Genomic DNA, 2,775 nt, shown 5'->3' on the forward strand with positions numbered 1-2,775 from the left:
ATGAGGTAGTCCGCGAGGTCTTCGAGCAGGCTTCGGGAGCCGCTCTCCGGAAGCAGTTCGAGGTGTTCCTTCGAGCGCGCCGTGAGGTCTTCGGCGGTCTCGCGGGCGTACTCGATGGAGCCGACCGCCTCCAAGGCCGCCACCGCCTCGTCGATGGCGTCCTCGGTCGCCTCGGCGGGCGTGTCGGCGTCGACGAGGTTGTCGACGTCGACCCCCTGCTGGCGCGCGTGGAGGGTGATCAGCGTCTCCTTCCCCTCGACGAGGTCGGAGCCGCGCTGCTTGCCCAGATCCTCGGAGGGGACCGTCAGGTCGAGCACGTCGTCTTGGATCTGGAACGCGCGCCCCGAGTCGATCCCGTACTGGTAGAGGGCGTCGACGACGTCCTCGTCGGCACCGAGCAGGAGCGCGGGCGTCGCGGCCGACGCGCCGTACAGCACCGCGGTCTTCAGCTCGACCATCTCCAAGTACTCCTCGGGGAGGATGTCGTCGCGGCTCTCGAAGGCGACGTCGAGCGCCTGCCCCTCGCAGATCTCGGTACAGGTGGACGCGAGCATCCGCATCGCCTCCAGTCCGTTCTGCGGGTCCGCGCCCGTCTCGGTCATGAACTCGAACGCCTTCGAGTAGAGGGTGTCGCCCGCGAGGATCGCCGTCGAGATGTCGTACGCCTCGTGGACCGCGGGGACGCCACGGCGGAGGTCGTCCTCGTCCATGATGTCGTCGTGGATCAGCGTGAACGACTGGATCACCTCGATGGCGACGGCCGCGCGCATCACGTCGACGTCGTCGCCGGACAGCGACGGGAACGCGCGGAAGTCGGCCCCCATCGGCTCGGTGCCGGTGACCGCCTCCGCGGCCAGCGTCGTCACCGTCGGGCGGAGCCGCTTCCCGCCGGCTTCGAGGATGTATCTGGTAGCCTCGTAGAGGCGCTCCGGCTCTTGGACCGGTAGCTCCTCGTCGATAGCGGCGTTAACGAGGTCACGCCGCTCGCGGATGGCCTCTAACACCCGCGCCTCCTTCGTCTCGCTCGTCATTCGACGAGCTGGTGAACGCTCCCGTTCTGCGAGACGTGGATGTCCCGTCCGAGCTTGTACCCCTGCGACTTCGCGAGGTCCACGTACGGCGAGAAGCCCTCAAGCGACTGGTGGCCCGGGATGACGTGCTGCGGCTGGAGCGCGTCGAGCATCTCGTAGTGGCCCTCCTCGCGGAGGTGGCCGGAGACGTGGATGTCGTCGTAGATGCGAGCGCCCTGCATGCGGAGCAGCTGTTCGCTCTGGTAGCGCTGCCCGCGGTTCGTGGGCTCCGGGATGACGCTCGCGCTGAAGACGACCTTGTCGCCGTCGTCCAGTTCGTACGGCGTCTCGCCGCGGCCCATCCGGGTTAACATTGCGCGCGGCTCGCCCTGGTGGCCCGTCACGATGGGGAGGAAGTTCCCCTTCCCCTCCTTCATGATCCGCTTGAACGCGCGGTCGACGGACTTCCGGTGGCCGTACATGCCGACGTCGCCCTGGAAGTCGACGAAGTCAAGCCGTTCGGCCGTGCCGGAGTACTTCTCCATCGAGCGGCCGAGCAGGACCGGCTGGCGGCCGATCTCGCGGGCGTACTCGACGAGGGTCTTCACGCGGGCGATGTGAGAGGAGAACGTCGTGGCGACGATGCCACCGGAGTAGTCCTCCATCGACTTGAACGTGTCCTCGACGTGTTTCTTCGCGTACGACTCCGAGGGAGTTCGGCCCTTTCGACCGGCGTTCGTACAGTCCTCGATGTAACAGAGGACGCCCTCGTCCTGCCGGCCGATCTCGCGGAACCGGTCCATGTCGACCGGGTCGCCGATGACGGGCGTGTGGTCCAGTCGCTTGTCGAGCCCGTAGACGATCGCGCCCTCGGGCGTGTGGAGGACCGGGTTGATCGCGTCGATGATCGAGTGCGTGACGTTGACGAACTCCATCTCGACCTGCTCGGAGTCGCCGATCGCCATCGTAGCACCCGGCTTCATCTTCACGAGGTCGTTGTCGACCTGGAACTTGCCCTCGTCTTCGATCTGCTGGCGCACCAGCTCGATCGTGTACGGCGCGGAGACGATCGGCGCGTCGTACCGGTGGGCGAGCTTCGGGATCCCCGCGATGTGGTCGAGGTGGCCGTGCGTGGGGACGATCGCTTTCACGTCGCCTTCGAGTTCGCTCATCACCCGATCGTCCGGGATTGCGCCCATGTCGATCAGGTCGAGGCTGTGCATGCTTTCGGTCTCCACGTTGTCGTGGATGAGGACCTTACTGAGGTTCAGGCCCATGTCGAAGATGACGATGTCTTCGCCCGCGCGAACCGCCGTCATCTGTCGACCGACCTCTTCGTAACCGCCGAGTGTCGCAATTTCGATTTCCATGGTGTTGTCGTGTCGAACGCCGTGTGGCGTCCATCACTGAAACCCCGCAAGGAGCCGTCAGCGCTGCGTCCGACTGCGTCGTTGAGGCCCCGCTACGGCCGAGCCGACGTCGGCTCACCGTGTCCCGCGGGAGTGTGGTATATCGGCGTACTCTCGCCCGCTTTAAAAACACCGGGGTTCGGTCGCGCTGCCGCCCGTCGCGGCGCGTCCGCCTCGGGCGGCGCTCCCGACTCTCGCTCCGCTCGTCTCGGTCCGAGCGTCCGACACCGGACCCGCAACGCACTTGGGTCGCTCCGCGAAACGGCCCCGGCAATGGACCCGCTCTCCGCGTTCGCGCTGGCGGCGCGTTCCCTCCCCGCACCGTCCCGGATTCCCGACGCCTCGCTTTCGGCCGT

The 2,775-nt window shown here is 66.8% G+C and carries 2 protein-coding genes; both read right to left on the reverse strand.

Going from position 1 to position 2,775, the window contains the following annotated elements; all coding sequences use genetic code 11:
• The coding region (gene idsA3 / locus BN903_RS10365; protein WP_048077651.1) for a geranylfarnesyl diphosphate synthase at positions 1 to 1,031 on the reverse strand (1,031 nt) is incomplete at its 3' end.
• The gene (locus tag BN903_RS10370) at positions 1,028 to 2,380 is read right to left on the reverse strand and encodes a ribonuclease J (protein WP_048077652.1); all 1,353 of its coding nucleotides are present in this window, start codon (positions 2,378 to 2,380) and stop codon (positions 1,028 to 1,030) included. The genes BN903_RS10370 and idsA3, both read right to left, overlap by 4 nt.
• Positions 2,381 to 2,775 lie beyond the last annotated feature (395 nt).

The organism is Halorubrum sp. AJ67 (genome assembly GCF_000513435.1).